The following is a 13,732-nucleotide window of genomic DNA, read 5'->3' on the forward strand; positions in this document are numbered from 1 at the left end:
GTATTGCTGAGGAAGCAGAAAGGACAGAGCAGGAAGCTACCGCACAGGTAGAAGATCAATAAAATGGACGCGCCAGCTCAAGTAGTTGGCGCGTCCATGTTTTTATTCTTTAGGGCTTGAACCAAAGCGATTATTGCCCGGAGTTCCATCAAGGCATGTAAACACAAAAATTATAAGACCACCAAAAGGTATGAATGAGATTAAATACCACCAACCCGATTTATCTATGTCATGTAAACGTCTGATAGTTACTGCAAGGCTAGGGATGAAAACAGCCACACAGTAAATCAACATAAGAACTAGAGCGGTAATCCCTAAGCCACCCATCCCTCCAGTATCGTCGTTTATAGAGCCCCCCATTACAAGCGATAGGGCGATAATGATTACGATATTTATTAGACTAAACATCCAATACTCTTTACGTCTAGCTCTACCATCAAAGTTAGCGTAATTATTTTTAATAACTTCCAAATACCAATTCATCGTCAATCCTTAACTAAAATTTCAGAGTAAAGGAGTATATGTAGTGGGTAATTATATGTAAACAACTAAGCTGTGCAATTAGGACTATTACTTGTCAAAATACTCCACTTCTTCAGTTTCTTTCATTTCTGGCATCCATTCCCCGTCATTCCAAATTTCTTCTAGCGTTTCCTCGATATAGGTTTTCTTTTCATTCTTACCAAGCCCACTAATAGACACATCAGCATTAGGCCCCCAATTAATATCAATATTTAAGTCAGGATATTTTGGGCTTAATTTTTTCGTGATCTCATTTCTCAATGCGTCGAAAGTTCCCATTGGTAATTTTCCTTTCATGCTTCCCGCAAACCGAACCTTGATAGTAACCATAAATACTCCTTCCTAGATTAAGATAACTGGTTTTATATACAGTGAAATATAACTGTTATTATATACAGTAAATCGTAATCAAAGATCAAGAAGTATTATAAAATTATTGGAGTGTTTTGAGCTATCGGAGCGGTTAATTTAAGTCGTGGTTCTACACCGGAGTTATACCAGCTTTACGCCACACTATTTTTAGAAATAGAAAAATTGGTCTGCATGATAGGATTTGAACCTACGACCCCCGACACCCATATTAGAGCACTAATTTGAGCAATAAAAAATTCTACAGAAGAGAGCCTTTTGCGAACTTAATAATTTGCGTATCTACTATAGCCCATTGTAAAAACCTTTCTGCAAAACTATTTGTTATACATTGATCTTTAAGGGGTTTATAAATCGATAATAACTAGTGCTATAGGCCGCTTTACTTGATGTATATTGTTAATTATCAGCATGTTAGTTTGTTTATCTTATTGTGGTGTTACGTCATATGGGTTGGGTTGAAGCAGCTGACTTAATCGTTAAAGGTATGGAAGGCGCAATCGCGGCTAAAACTGTAACTTACGATTTCGAGCGTCAACTAGAAGGCGCTAAGCTACTGAAATGTAACGAATTCGGCGACGCAATGATTAAACACATGTAATTTATTACGTGGTATGATTAATAACGGGAGCTTAATTGTTCCCGTTTTTTATTATCACATTTGAAATGACTATCAAAAAGTTATCAAAACGAATTATTAAAACCTACCCAATTTTTTGCTATTAAATAACTACTTTTACCCAACCTTTACACGAGCCATCATAACTCATTGCTATGGACAGCAAATCTTGCAGTTGCGAGTTTTTATCTAAAAAATAGATGTGGTATCCAAAGGAATTGATTCCTAAGGGATTACCTATGGATTTACCTACATTTTATCATTTACGCAAAATGCACTAAGCATCTCTTTATTGCTTTTGGTGACATTTGGGTTGGTTTACTGGATGTAAACCCATTCCACCATTAACTCAATTGGAAGAGTATTTGTAACCCTTACTCGTTGTGAACTCACCGGAATTTCAAGATAGTTCATATATTCAGTTATTCCGAACAGATGATTTTGATGTTGTGTATTAGGGGTTATAAGCGATTAAGCCTATATATATCAGTTAATATATTTAGTTACATACTATTGAGTAAATTAATAGTATATGAGTATCAATTTACTCATCGCCTGAGTAATATTCGTAGCCAATAACGCATATTTATTTAAAGCAGCTAAAATGGTATGTAAAGCGTAGTCGATAGCTACAAACTTACTAAAATATGAAAACAAATTTGATAAGAATGTATTGTTGTAAGTGGGCGTGAAGTGAACTTCTAACACTTACACCAGAATAGTTTCGATGGCGAGCATGTAAGTTACCTGAATATAAATGTGACCTATAAAATTATCAGTGTTAGCCCCAGAGGAATAATTAAATGAAATCCCTAGTGAGCAAAAAAACAAGAAGTAAATTAAAACAAGGGGTGTTTAGTTCGTTATTACTGACTTGCAGCGCACTTTCTTATGCAGGTGTTACGTGTACACCTTTAGGCTCCGGATGGTTTCCTTTACCGTTGTTATCAATTGACTTGAATATGATCCCAGGGGATATCCCGGCAGGAACAACATTAGGTTCTGGCAACTCAGTTATATCGTGGAATTGTAATTTTTCAGGATCTCAAGCGGATAGAACTATCTGGTTTAACAGCCAAACACCAAAGTCGACGAAGGATTATCTCACCTCAAGTGGCGTTAGAGTTTATCAGGAATCTTATGCTAATGTGGTAGAAATTACAGCACAGAATACGCCAAAATTGAAGGTCGCATACTGGAATGCTGGTAATTATTCGGTAGCATTTTGGCATACATTTACTATAAAACGCGGAGAGGGACCGTTAAAATCATTTGATACGGGTAATTTTAATCTCGGCTATCACACGGATGGCGTGGGAAATCGTATTGGTGATAACTACACTATCCGTCTTGTAGGTAAATTAATTAATTATTGCCCTACACCCATTGTTATGATGAGTGATAAGGTGGTCGATTTTAAAGAGCTGACGACTGATCAATTTGAAAATAATAAAACAGTAAAAGAAAATTTTAATTTAACATTAACGCCTGTTTCAACTTGCGAGGCCGCCTTAGAAGTTAGCGTTAAATTTCAAAGTAATAACGGCGTAGTTAATAATAAATATTTAGTTTTTGATAATGGCTTGCAAATGGCCATTACGGATAGAAGTTTAGGGCAAGAAATTCGGTTTGATCAAGTGTATTATAAAGGTGTTATTTCTCAGCAAAAACCCGGTAATTATTTGTATTCAGCTGAATTATCTAAAAAAAGTAATGAGTCCATCAAACAAGGCCCGTTTAGCAATACAGTAAATATTTTATTTTCATATAAGTAATAGAAACATATTTCTCAGATATTGTTGATGAAAATAGAAGATGATAAAATAATTTAAATAAGATTTAACTCTATTATCAGGTCTAATCATTATACCAATTGAATCAAAGGCTGCGCATTGCGCGGCCTTTTTCGTATATAGCCACCTATCAATATGTTTAATTACTGTAATGACGTTGCTGGTGGATTTTTATTTAAGAGAGGTAGTTATGAGCCGTAATATCAGAAAAGCACGAATTACCCGAATATCTAAGGTAAAGATTGGTGGTAGCTTAGAAAAAAGAGTAATAGCATTAGAAAAACAGCTAGGGTATAAAATCACTGGGAGCCGAATATTAATTAAATTAAAACATCACAGCCATTAGACTGTAATTTTTCAATTATGCTAGGCCTCTTGCTAAACTTATTCCATCGCAGATCAAGCTTTTTCAAATTAGGTGAATTTATGAGGCTATCAGGCAACGAATGAAGATGGTTTGCACGTAAGTCTAAATACTGGATAGAACACATTTCCCCAATGGAATCAGGCAGTGCTGTTAATTCGTTGAATCTTAAATTTATTGCAGTAACATTTTTTAGCTTTGATATATTTGGTGACATTCGCTGAATTTTATTATTACTCAGCTCTAAAATTTCCAACTTGTTTAAATTATCAAGATCGTCCGGTATTTCTTTAATAAGGTTATTCATTAAATAAATTTCACGGACACTCGAGATTTGAGTGATATTTCCAGATATATCGCTAATTTTATTATTATAAAGACGTAATTCGTTAATGTTTTTTAAGCTACTTAGCCAATGGGGAAGCCTTGTGATTTTATTATCTGTCATATTAAGGTAACGCAAATTTACTAATAAGGATAAAGACTCAGAAAGCTCAGAGATCCCATTATCACTTAAATAAAGAAACTTTAACTTATTAAGTAAACCAAGGTTATTAGGAATGATAGGTATTTTATTATGTCCAAGGTCGAGCATTTCTAGCTGTATAAGGTCGCTGATAGAGTCAGGAATGCAGGTTAACTGATTACATGATAAGTTAAGAACACTTAGGTTTATACACTGCAATAATTGACGTGGGAACGAGCTTAATTGATTATTATAGGCACTTATTACTCTGTATTGAGATGGTGTTTTAATAAATGAGTCAATTTGGTGGTGGTTTCCAGAATCCAAATTTAGCTCATTAGGTAACGTTGAGTGTTGATGTAACATTATAGATCCTTTAATCATTTGATGAATATTTTAATTTCTCAGGAAATCACTCAATACCAATGCTGCCATAGTTTTTTAAAGGGTATTCGGTGAGTACTTGCTTAACGAAATTTTGGGTGAGTTCAGGTAAATTTGTGATCAGGCTCCAACTGAGTTGTTGGCACTTATGTGGCTCTTTATTCAGCGGTAAATGGTTACTACTATCAGCCTCAAACCAAAAATCGATATAAACACGCTCACCTGATTTGCGGTGTAGCGTGTAAACGAGGGATAAATCAGAGGGTAATAATGTGATGCCTATCTCCTCGTTAGCTTCCCGTATCATCGCCGTCATTGCCGATTCATTCTCTTCAACGTGATCCGCGGGTAGTGACCATTTACCATCATCGAAGCCTGTATTCTTGCGTTGGAGCAATAAAACCTCATTATTACGACGAAGTATCAAATAAACCGCGACGTAAGCACGAAACATAGTCATAAAATATAAATCCTTGGGCACTCGATTGATGGTTAATACTAACATTAATCGTCATAATTTATTCATAAAATGAGATAGTTATAATAATTAAAACCAGCAAATATTACGATGATTTTTCTTGAAAATAAGATCACAATGGCAAAATTTTCTAGACTAAGTTGAATTTTTAGTTATTAGCATGAATACTAAAATAGAGACTTCTGATTTTTTATTATCAAGTTTAATGGTGAATTGAAGTCATTAGGAGAAAAAATGAATATGATCAAGTCAATGAATGCACTATTTATCGCCGCTTTTATGGCATTAACACTTTCTGCTTGTGCGCCAACGGCAAAAACAGAAGGAACCGGTGGTTATATTGATGATACGGTGATTACAACCAAAGTTAAGTCTGCGTTATTAGCAGAAAAAGATCTTAAATCGACTCAAATTAGTGTTGAAACATTTAAAGGTCGCGTTCAATTAAGTGGGTTTGTGGCCTCTAACTCCGACGCCAATAAGGCAATTGAAGCTGCTAGGCAGGTTAAGGGCGTTCAATCGGTGATCAATTCAATGAAAATCCGCTAATTGAGGTTATTTTCATAAAAATAAACTGTATGCATAAATATCTATTTGGCATCAATAGGTATTTATGCATTTTAATTGTTTTTAACAAACAACGTCGATATCATTTTAAATAAAATAGTCATCTCAATGTTAAATTAGAGTGAAATTCCCGAAAATGACATAAAGCCAAGGGACATTAAACCTACTGTAATAAATGTGATCCCGAGTCCTCTTAACCCTTTCGGTATATCAGAATATTTCATCTTCTCACGTAAACCTGCGAGCGCAATAATTGCTAGCATCCAACCTATGCCACAACCAGCACCATACACAACAGACTCAGAAAATGTGTAATTCCTTTCTACCATGAAGATAGTTGCACCAAAAATAGCACAGTGAATGGTTAATAAAGGCAAAAATACACCTAGAGAGTGGTAAAGTGACGGAATAAATTTATCGAGAAACATTTCTAAAATTTGTACTAAAGCAGCTAGAACAGCGATAAAGGTGACAAAAGATAAAAAAGATAGGTCAATACCTTCAGCTATAGCTCCATCTCGAAGAGCATAGTTATAGATCAAGTTATTGATTGGTGTTGCTATTGTAAGTAAAGCAACAACCGTTAAACCTAATTTAAATGAAGTTTTAACTTCTTTAGAGACAGCAAGAAAAGTACACATTCCAAGAAAGAAACTTAAGGCCATGTTCTCGATAAAAGCGGCTCTAACAAATATATTTAAGTGATTTTCAATCACAAACCCTCCTTTTCGTAATTATTGTCATTTATTTTTTTTAAATCAATTGGTTAAATTTTTTTATTTTTTTAATTTGAATATTTTTAATATAAAAAAATAAATTTTAACCGTATCCAAAATCTTTTGACTCTAAAAAGGTGAAATTTCGGTAGATAAACTTATTTGTAAATGATAATTATTATCTTTGTATTATGTATAAAATGATAAAAATTAGCAAGATAGATAGTTTAATAAAGCGATTTTTTATATAAAAAAATAAAATATGTAAAATTAAGCCTTATGCTATAAAAATAGCATCTAATGACCAAATAATCATTTTGAAACTTATGAACATGATGGTTTTAATTTTAAACTGTATTTATTTATGCGATTATTATTTGGTTTAATTTAGGATATATATGCAAATAAAATCCATAAATCATTACAAAATAATAATTTTCGGCTTGGTGGGTTGAAAAAAATGGTTACCGACTGTATATGAAAAATAGACGATAACCTTATTGTAGTGAGGGCACTATGAATAATAAACAATTTATACATCAAGCATTAACTGAAGTACTTGGAACTGAAATAGGTTCTTTAGATGTTGTGAAGAAATATTTTTCTGAGGATTATGTACAAGTCGTTAATGGTAAAAAAATCGATTTTAATGAGTTTGTTACTCACTTGGAAGTATTGAAAGACGCAACAAAAAGTATTTCTATAACGATAAAATCAATTGCTGAGGGGGATGGCTGTGTCCATACTCAACATATAGCACAAGCTGTAAAGAAAAATGGCTCAAAAAGTGAATTTGAAGTTTTTGCTAATTTTCAATTAGAGAATGGAAAAATTTTACGTTGCGAAGAACTTACTCGCATGATTTCTGGTGATGTATCGGATGATGATTTAGGATCCCGCACATAGCTATTTTATCCTTCAGAGTTAATAAACTGAAAATAGCTAATTTGTTTGTAAATTAGCTATCTGTACAATGAAATAAAAAGAAGCGGATTTTTGTATTGATAAATAAAATTGATAAAAAAGTGGAATCTCTTACAAGATAAAAAATTCCACTTACCAAGTCTCGTTTTAAGCTAATGCTTTTGTTTTAATTTTTTGGGATTCCTTAGGGTGTTCATGTTGCTTTTTTTCTGTATGAAAAATAGAAATAATTTGCTCTAATAAATTGGATTGTGATTCGAGAGCGCGTAATGATGTCTGAAGCTCTCTAGTCATTGATGCATTAGCTTGTGTTGTGTTATCGAGTTCATTGATGGCTAAATGAATTTGGCCTACACCATGAGTTTGCTCGCTTGATGCGAGAGCAATGCTTTGGATCATTTCATTTATATTAGATGTATCTTGCGCAATAGAAACGATATTATCATTAGCATCAGCTGCGAGCTGAAAACAGTGATTAATTTTATCATTAGAGTTATTAATTAGTAATTTAATTTCTTTTGATGCTTGAGTACAACTTATTGATAATTCACGTACTTCGTTAGCGACAACAGCAAATCCTTTCCCGTGTTCACCCACTCGAGCGGCTTCAACAGCGGCATTCAATGCCAATAAATTCGTTTGAAAGGCGATATTATCAATCGTTGAGGTAATTTTGCTTATTTCTTTAGAAAAATCAACAATATCATCCATGTTTTCGACAACATCAGAGATAAGTTCATTACTTTTATCAATGGTTACGCTGGTTGCTGACATTAATTGGCATGACTGGTGTGTATGAGCTGTATTAAGTTTAAAAGAAGAATCAAGTTCTTCTACACTCGCCGCTGTTTCAACAATAGCAGCTGCTTGCTGATCGGCTCGAATAGAAAGATCTTGGTTCATTTGAGTGATGTCATTAAGCTCAATTTTTATATGGTGGGTATTTGCTGATATATTTTTCACTATGTCAATTAGTTTACTTTGCATATTAGAAACATGCTGTTTGAGTAATTTAATTTCAGTTAAACCTTTATTATCAAAGCTATGATACAAAATGCCTTGGCTGACTTTTTCTATGCCATCGATAACCTGATTTAATGGGCGAACAAAGAAATACTGTAAGATAAAACGAATAAATAGGGTTACTAGAGTAATAACTGCGATAACGATAAATATACCGATAATACTTTGTCGGTAGAGCTGTTCACTGGCTACTGCAATTTGATGATAGTGATCATTTAATTGTTGGTGGTAATAATTATAATTTTTCTCAAATGAATCTTGAAAGGATTGGGTTGGTTGATTCAAAAAATCATAGGTTTTACCTTGGGTTAAAAATACTGATAGTTCATTGAGAGCGGCATAGAGTTCTTTATAAGACTTCTCAAGGTCAAGGAATGTATCGGTATTTTTATATTGTGAAACGGTAGAAAAAGTTTGCCAATGTTCATTGGTTGTTACCATTTTCTTATGATAAAACTGAATTAAACTATCAATATCTGTATTTGCAGTTTGCATTTTATTGAGTACAAGCAAGTGCCGAGAACTTGCGCGATTCAACGTATTACGTGCTTGTAACAGTGATTGCCACGTTTCATTTAATTCAGATTGTTCATTATAAATAGTGTCTAGTTGCGCTAATGTTGATTGATACTGTTTTAGGTAACTGAAAAAGAACCAGCATGACGAGAGTAAGAGCACGATGAGTAGCCCAGAAATAAACCAGACAAGTGTTGTTGTTTTGAGATTAGAAAATGTAAACGTAATTGATTGAGATTTGGTTTTTTTTTGATTATCAGACATCATTGATTATTTCCTTTCACACCAGCGAGTAGTATGTTTTAAACACTACAAATTAAAGACTTGTAAACATAATGCGCTTAACCATAAGTAAATTGGTGGGTCAAAATGTTATATGCAGTCACGCGAAAGAGTCAGGCGTAGGGACTAATCAAAGATATCGGCATCAATACTGGATACTTTATATTCAATAATATGACTTATGTCATAAAAATGAATTAAATAAGCATTTTTACTCGTTTAACGGGTTTTCATTTAATGAAACAGTGCAGTATTAATCGAAAATGTAGACTGAAGTCGATTATTGGTCTTGATAAGACTTTTAACTTTTTGGTATTTATCGATAATAGTAATATAAACGTAATTCACCGACCAGAGCATCCTATGTTTTCATTACTGATAAAATGTCTTATTGGTGCTTTAGCTGTACTTGCTATTGCCTTACTATCACGTAGCAAGGTGTATTATATTGCTGGGCTGATTCCTTTATTTCCAACTTTTGCATTAATTGCTCATGTTATCGTGGTTCAAGAGCAGGGGGCAGTCGCATTAAGAAAAACTGCATTGTTTGGCTTATGGTCTCTCATTCCTTATGCTATGTATTTACTAACAGTGTATTTATTTGCGACTAAATTATCGGCTTGGATGTGTTTAAGTATAGCAACAATTATTTGGATAATAACGGCAGCTATTTTGGTTTACCTATGGCAACTAATACAGTAACGGCATGCTCTCACTAAATGATAGATTAAATTTTTCTTGTCGCATTTTGTTACATATTAACTATAATGAGAGCAATATTCCGTTAAGTTATTTTGTGAAAAAATGCTACTAAGATCGCTTGTTTTGTTGCTTGTCGCAGGGTGTGCCTATATTGCAGGTATTATGACTGAAATATCTTCAGACCCTGAACTCGATACCGATAGCAGGGTTAAAAGCTCTGTTGAGGATTTTCTTGCTTACCCTTCAGCGGCCAGTTACAAAAATATAAAATACTATGTTTTGACAAAAAGTAGTGATGGGGAAGAAACGGGGTATTACTGTGGGGAAGTCTTTGGATTTGAAAATGAGCTTCCGCACGGTTATAAACGATTTATCATTAGATTACATAAAAATAGAGTAGGAAAGACGATGATTTCTATTCCTTTTGTTGAAAATACGGATGATTTAATTCCTGCTGAACAATTTGAGTCTGTTTGGGATCGTTATTGTCATCGTTCTTAGTTTGATGATGTATGGGTTTTTAATAAAATCCCATACAAGTTAATTAACCTTTTGATTTTCAGTAATAAAGTCAGTCATAAAGTGTACTCAAAAATACATTAATTGAACTTAGTGTAATTAATGTAATATAAAATGCAAACTTGTTTTTAAGCGTTAAATAGTGAAATTTACTTAGCTTGAACTAAAAAATATTCAGTTCCATCATAGACAAATTTTGCAACTTGCTTCATGCCAAGCCTACTATGCGCATTCATTGATCTCAGATTATCGGTATTAATAAAAGCAACGGGCTTTCCTTTATTTTGGGTGCAAATTTTATTGTAGAGATGTGCAAGAATACTTTTTCCCCGAAAATTTTCATCGATACAAACAGGGCCGTAAAACCAGCTATTTTCCATTATAGATGGGTAATCTTTTACGATTAAATGTGCTATAGGTGGCAGGGATTTAGCTTGTATGTTGAAACTAAATACGACACCAATAATACGAGTTTCAGAGCGAGCGATTATCGTTGATAAGGAATCAGCAAACATTGCTTCAACTTTAGGTAATGGGAATTCACCGAGTAAACCGCCATTTTTTGATTGAGCACTTTTTTGTAATAGTTGAGCGACAGCAGTGCAGTCAGTCATTGTCATCAATTCATAAGTAATCGTCATGCTTTCTCCTAGGCTAATTTTCAACGTGAAATTAAGTGTTACCAATAACTTATAACTATTTGAATTTATTTGAAATAAATTTTTAGTATCCCTGAGATATATTGTAATCTTGTATAATTAATCGCATAATAGCAGGAATAATTACTTATCTAATAAATTCAAATGTTAATTAAACTCTATCCTGTTTTATTATTGATTGTTTCTAATATCTTTATGATGTTCGCTTGGTATGGACATTTAAAGTTCACGACTAAACCTCTGTATAGCGTAATCTTTTTTAGTTGGTTGATCGCATTAGTCGAGTATTGTTTTGCCGTACCCGCAAACCGTTTGGGACATCAATATTATAGCGCAGCTGAATTAAAAACGATGCAGGAAGTAATTACATTATGTGTATTTGCAATTTTTTCAGTACTTTATTTAGGCGAAAGTTTTACTATTAACCACATTATTGGGTTTACTTTAATTTTTTCAGGGGCATTTTTTATTTTTAAAGGCCCATTTTAACTGATTTTTATATGAAGGTGTTTTTTCATTAAGTAAATAAAATATGCAACGCACAAATATTGAACATGATAAATTCCCCCATCGAAATAGGGGAATTTGCGGCGAGCTAGACCCAGCCTTTTTCTCGAAATTGCTTTAAAACAATAACAAACTGTTCCATTTCTTTTGGGGTTCCAAGGGTTAACCGGTTCCAGCCAACTACAGGTGGAAATTCTCTTCCCACCATAATATGCGCTTCAGCCATACGGTCTTTATAAGTTTTCATATCACCTTTAACTTTATGGAATACAAAGTTAGCTTGTGAAGGCGCATACTCAAGGCCGAGTTCATTTAATGCATTCTCTACAATTTTTCGCGATAAGCTATTTGATTTAAGACTATATGCAATAAATGATTTATCGTTTAGGGACGCAATAGCAGCAAAGGCACCGGCAGTATTGGTGTTATCAATAGAATTAAATTCATCGACGGATGCAATAACCTCTGGAGATGCAATGCCATAACCAACACGCAATCCGGCTAAAGCAAATATCTTAGAGAAAGTTCGTGTAACAATAAGATTCTTTTGTCCTTTCTTTACGAGTTCGATTGCACTGACAAAACTAGGATCCTCAACGAATTCAGCATAGGCTTCATCCACAATAAAAAATTGTTTATCAGACGATTTACTCATCCACTTATCAAGTTGGCTATGTGGCGTAATCATTGCGGTTGGGTTATTAGGATTACAGAGATAAATAATAGATAACCCACCGAAGTTATTGGCAAGTTGTTCCATCTTTTCTAAATCAAAACTGAGGTCTGCTTTTAATGGAACTTTAATTATTTCGATATCAAGTGCTGATGAATATAATTCAGCATAATTGAAAGTAGGATCTGGCGTGACTAATTGTATTTTTAAATTTTCTTTTTTTGCTTTACTTGCCAGCATAGCCACTGAGGCTTGGATCGTTTCAGATGAACCATTCCCAATAGTTACATGTTTATCTGATAACTTATGCCATATTCCTAAGTTGCTGATTAACTCTGAACGTGCATCGTCGGGGTAGCGAAATGAACCAGGTAAAGCGGCAATGACGGCTTCTTTGGCTTTAGGTGACATTCCTAGCGAGTTCTCATTAAAATTGAGCAGCAAAGGATGTTTCGCATCAAGGGTGAGAGATGATTCACTTTGTGCAACGGCTTGGTTTACGACTGAATTTAACGCTAATCCACCGGCAATGAGTGAGCTCGATTTTAAAAATGAACGACGATCCATAATAGTTCCCTGAAATTATTATTTTAAAACGATAGATTACTCAAAATTATAAATTTGTAAATAATTATCTATTAAAAGTGACTTTTTATGCAGTTATTTTTATTTTTAATTGTGGGTTTTTTATGGGGTTATTTGTAATTAATTGAATTATAACAAAAAATAAAAATTAAGATGTCGTTTAATATTTAAGTTAATTCAATTTTTAACGGCATTTCCACATACGGATTAATTATTGATAAGGCTGAGTATGCTATCTATTTAATGGTAGAAAGTGAAAAGTAGATATAAAGAAAAATGATAAAATAAATTTACGTACTTGCAGAGTTTGACTTGAACTACAATATGGGAATTTACGTGAGTAACGAAAAGGGCAGTTTTCACTGCCCATTATTAATTAGTAATTAGTAATTATTGATTTTGTATTGGAGTATTTGGTTCTATTTCAGTGACGGCAACTCGTACTCTATATTGTTTGCCATTTTCACCTTTAGGTGCATCGGTAGCAATTTTTTTCAATGCTTCTTCAGGTTGTGTCGTTTGAATTGATGTTGAATATTGCATCATGCCACGGTGGTTACCTGAATAATTAGCGTGGCGGTTATTATCACAAGGCCTATCACTATATTGGTTGCTATTTTGGTTTGCACCTCTGTGCCATGAACCGTTTCCATCACCATGATAGGCTAGAGTAGAAAAACTAACTGCAAATAGGCTTGCTGTAATAATCAATGGTTTTAATATGTTCATATTAATTCTCCTTTTAAATATCTATTGATTATCATTGTGGCAGTTAATTTATTTTATTCAATTTGATTTACGTTAAATTATCAATAAACCATATTTGGTCCATTATTAATTCATTATTTGTTCACAATGAAAATAGTTTGTTAAATTTATTAAACGTAAGTAATTTTATTTATTGAATAAGTATTTTGGCTTAGTAAGAATATACGGTTTATGTCTTTTTAGCTATTTGCTTTCCGAGAAAAATTTTGCAAGTTTGCTCAGTGATGCGATCGATGCTACTGCGACATCTTTATTATAGTCATCACATAAATTAAGCAGTCGCTCTATCGCATCCG

Annotated in this window: 15 protein-coding genes and 1 pseudogene; 7 read left to right on the plus strand and 9 right to left on the minus strand. The window is 33.5% G+C overall.

The window, feature by feature from the left end; genetic code table 11:
* Positions 1 to 102: 102 nt before the first annotated feature.
* Both M998_RS00005 and M998_RS00010 read right to left on the minus strand, forming a co-directional pair.
* Positions 103 to 483 carry a DUF805 domain-containing protein gene (locus tag M998_RS00005; RefSeq protein ID WP_068907066.1) on the minus strand — a complete coding sequence of 127 codons (381 nt, stop codon included), beginning with the start codon at positions 481 to 483 and terminating at the stop codon, positions 103 to 105.
* Between the two features lie 87 nt (positions 484 to 570).
* Positions 571 to 852: a DinI-like family protein gene (locus tag M998_RS00010; protein ID WP_068907067.1), complete on the minus strand. Its 282-nt coding sequence runs from the start codon at positions 850 to 852 to the stop codon at positions 571 to 573.
* Between the two features lie 472 nt (positions 853 to 1,324).
* On the opposite strand from M998_RS00010, the pseudogene M998_RS19145 reads away from it, so the two are divergent.
* Positions 1,325 to 1,492 (plus strand): annotated as a pseudogene (locus M998_RS19145) (NADP-dependent isocitrate dehydrogenase); the annotation flags it as partial.
* An 821-nt stretch (positions 1,493 to 2,313) separates the two neighbouring features.
* Complete coding sequence (locus tag M998_RS00015) at positions 2,314 to 3,285, plus strand: fimbrial protein (protein WP_068907068.1); 972 nt, start codon at positions 2,314 to 2,316, stop codon at positions 3,283 to 3,285.
* Positions 3,286 to 3,623: 338 nt separating this feature from the next.
* Here M998_RS00015 and M998_RS00020 read toward each other — a convergent pair whose 3' ends face one another.
* Together M998_RS00020 and M998_RS00025 are read right to left on the minus strand one after the other, a co-directional pair.
* Positions 3,624 to 4,499 (minus strand): leucine-rich repeat domain-containing protein, encoded by an 876-nt coding sequence (locus M998_RS00020; protein ID WP_068907069.1) that lies wholly within the window; start codon positions 4,497 to 4,499, stop codon positions 3,624 to 3,626.
* A 46-nt stretch (positions 4,500 to 4,545) separates the two neighbouring features.
* A complete protein-coding gene (locus M998_RS00025; RefSeq protein WP_068907070.1) occupies positions 4,546 to 4,977 on the minus strand; it encodes an NUDIX hydrolase in 432 nt (143 codons plus the stop codon).
* Positions 4,978 to 5,229: 252 nt separating this feature from the next.
* On the opposite strand from M998_RS00025, the gene M998_RS00030 reads away from it, so the two are divergent.
* Entirely contained in the window at positions 5,230 to 5,544 is a 315-nt protein-coding gene (locus tag M998_RS00030) for a BON domain-containing protein (protein WP_068444564.1), read from the plus strand.
* 134 nt (positions 5,545 to 5,678) lie between these two features.
* Here the strand turns inward: M998_RS00030 and nqrE are convergent, their stop codons facing one another.
* Positions 5,679 to 6,278 carry an NADH:ubiquinone reductase (Na(+)-transporting) subunit E gene (nqrE, locus tag M998_RS00035; protein WP_111750939.1) on the minus strand — a complete coding sequence of 200 codons (600 nt, stop codon included), beginning with the start codon at positions 6,276 to 6,278 and terminating at the stop codon, positions 5,679 to 5,681.
* Positions 6,279 to 6,794: 516 nt separating this feature from the next.
* Here nqrE and M998_RS00040 point away from each other — a divergent pair.
* The gene (locus tag M998_RS00040; protein ID WP_068444562.1) at positions 6,795 to 7,184 is read left to right on the plus strand and encodes a nuclear transport factor 2 family protein; all 390 of its coding nucleotides are present in this window, start codon (positions 6,795 to 6,797) and stop codon (positions 7,182 to 7,184) included.
* Positions 7,185 to 7,349: 165 nt separating this feature from the next.
* Here M998_RS00040 and M998_RS00045 read toward each other — a convergent pair whose 3' ends face one another.
* Positions 7,350 to 9,008, minus strand: coding sequence for a methyl-accepting chemotaxis protein (locus M998_RS00045; protein WP_068444559.1), 1,659 nt, complete (start codon positions 9,006 to 9,008; stop codon positions 7,350 to 7,352).
* Between the two features lie 378 nt (positions 9,009 to 9,386).
* On the opposite strand from M998_RS00045, the gene M998_RS00050 reads away from it, so the two are divergent.
* Together M998_RS00050 and M998_RS00055 are read left to right on the plus strand one after the other, a co-directional pair.
* Positions 9,387 to 9,725 carry a GlpM family protein gene (locus M998_RS00050; RefSeq protein ID WP_068907071.1) on the plus strand — a complete coding sequence of 113 codons (339 nt, stop codon included), beginning with the start codon at positions 9,387 to 9,389 and terminating at the stop codon, positions 9,723 to 9,725.
* A gap of 102 nt (positions 9,726 to 9,827) precedes the next feature.
* Positions 9,828 to 10,226, plus strand: a complete 399-nt coding sequence (locus M998_RS00055; RefSeq protein WP_068444554.1) for a hypothetical protein — start codon at positions 9,828 to 9,830, stop codon at positions 10,224 to 10,226.
* Between the two features lie 167 nt (positions 10,227 to 10,393).
* Here M998_RS00055 and M998_RS00060 read toward each other — a convergent pair whose 3' ends face one another.
* A complete protein-coding gene (locus M998_RS00060) occupies positions 10,394 to 10,885 on the minus strand; it encodes an acetyltransferase (RefSeq protein WP_068444552.1) in 492 nt (163 codons plus the stop codon).
* Between the two features lie 162 nt (positions 10,886 to 11,047).
* On the opposite strand from M998_RS00060, the gene M998_RS00065 reads away from it, so the two are divergent.
* Complete coding sequence (locus tag M998_RS00065; RefSeq protein ID WP_068444550.1) at positions 11,048 to 11,392, plus strand: DMT family protein; 345 nt, start codon at positions 11,048 to 11,050, stop codon at positions 11,390 to 11,392.
* Between the two features lie 106 nt (positions 11,393 to 11,498).
* On the opposite strand, the gene M998_RS00070 is transcribed toward M998_RS00065, so the two are convergent.
* Both M998_RS00070 and M998_RS00075 read right to left on the minus strand, forming a co-directional pair.
* A complete protein-coding gene (locus M998_RS00070) occupies positions 11,499 to 12,650 on the minus strand; it encodes a pyridoxal phosphate-dependent aminotransferase (protein ID WP_068444547.1) in 1,152 nt (383 codons plus the stop codon).
* 408 nt (positions 12,651 to 13,058) lie between these two features.
* A complete protein-coding gene (locus M998_RS00075) occupies positions 13,059 to 13,397 on the minus strand; it encodes a hypothetical protein (RefSeq protein WP_068444545.1) in 339 nt (112 codons plus the stop codon).
* Positions 13,398 to 13,732: the final 335 nt, after the last annotated feature.

This window comes from Providencia heimbachae ATCC 35613, assembly GCF_001655055.1.
Classification (GTDB): domain Bacteria; phylum Pseudomonadota; class Gammaproteobacteria; order Enterobacterales; family Enterobacteriaceae; genus Providencia; species Providencia heimbachae.

What these genes read in the sequence shown, in the direction of transcription:
- M998_RS00045 (WP_068444559.1), bottom strand. Translation starts at nt 9,008, where the DNA reads ATGATGTCTGATAATCAAAAAAAAACCAAATCTCAATCAATTACGTTT.
- M998_RS00070 (WP_068444547.1), bottom strand. Translation starts at nt 12,650, where the DNA reads ATGGATCGTCGTTCATTTTTAAAATCGAGCTCACTCATTGCCGGTGGA.
- M998_RS00025 (WP_068907070.1), bottom strand. Translation starts at nt 4,977, where the DNA reads ATGACTATGTTTCGTGCTTACGTCGCGGTTTATTTGATACTTCGTCGT.
- M998_RS00040 (WP_068444562.1), top strand. Translation starts at nt 6,795, where the DNA reads ATGAATAATAAACAATTTATACATCAAGCATTAACTGAAGTACTTGGA.
- M998_RS00020 (WP_068907069.1), bottom strand. Translation starts at nt 4,499, where the DNA reads ATGTTACATCAACACTCAACGTTACCTAATGAGCTAAATTTGGATTCT.
- M998_RS00010 (WP_068907067.1), bottom strand. Translation starts at nt 852, where the DNA reads ATGGTTACTATCAAGGTTCGGTTTGCGGGAAGCATGAAAGGAAAATTA.
- M998_RS00055 (WP_068444554.1), top strand. Translation starts at nt 9,828, where the DNA reads ATGCTACTAAGATCGCTTGTTTTGTTGCTTGTCGCAGGGTGTGCCTAT.
- M998_RS00060 (WP_068444552.1), bottom strand. Translation starts at nt 10,885, where the DNA reads ATGACGATTACTTATGAATTGATGACAATGACTGACTGCACTGCTGTC.
- M998_RS00050 (WP_068907071.1), top strand. Translation starts at nt 9,387, where the DNA reads ATGTTTTCATTACTGATAAAATGTCTTATTGGTGCTTTAGCTGTACTT.
- M998_RS00015 (WP_068907068.1), top strand. Translation starts at nt 2,314, where the DNA reads ATGAAATCCCTAGTGAGCAAAAAAACAAGAAGTAAATTAAAACAAGGG.
- M998_RS00075 (WP_068444545.1), bottom strand. Translation starts at nt 13,397, where the DNA reads ATGAACATATTAAAACCATTGATTATTACAGCAAGCCTATTTGCAGTT.
- M998_RS00005 (WP_068907066.1), bottom strand. Translation starts at nt 483, where the DNA reads ATGAATTGGTATTTGGAAGTTATTAAAAATAATTACGCTAACTTTGAT.
- M998_RS00030 (WP_068444564.1), top strand. Translation starts at nt 5,230, where the DNA reads ATGAATATGATCAAGTCAATGAATGCACTATTTATCGCCGCTTTTATG.
- M998_RS00065 (WP_068444550.1), top strand. Translation starts at nt 11,048, where the DNA reads ATGTTAATTAAACTCTATCCTGTTTTATTATTGATTGTTTCTAATATC.